Source organism: Paracoccus sp. S4493, from assembly GCF_000967735.1.
In the GTDB taxonomy this organism is placed as follows: domain Bacteria; phylum Pseudomonadota; class Alphaproteobacteria; order Rhodobacterales; family Rhodobacteraceae; genus Paracoccus; species Paracoccus marcusii.
Window position 1 is genome coordinate 1 of the sequence record NZ_JXYF01000291.1, and the last position, 240, is coordinate 240.

General features: G+C 49.6%; 1 protein-coding gene. It reads left to right on the forward strand.

Features of this window, described 5'->3' with window-relative positions:
- Positions 1–240: hypothetical protein (locus TW83_RS21920; protein ID WP_204245800.1), on the forward strand; the 240-nt coding region annotated here is incomplete at both ends.

Consider the following 240-nt stretch of genomic DNA (forward strand, 5'->3'; position numbering starts at 1 on the left):
TTTGCAGATCAAACTGTTGAGATTTTGCCAAGCCCGACTAATTTGACTGCTCAGATATCGGAAAATACATTTGTTGTTGAAGGGGAGACAGCCAATCGATTTAGCCAGGTCAGGATCAACAACTTTGACGGACAGCCGCAGGTCACTGACAACGGCAACATTCCCGTAATCGTACCCGTGTCCAGCGACGGTTCTTCGATCACCACTGTAGACATGCTCGGCCTCACCGGAGTTGGTGTC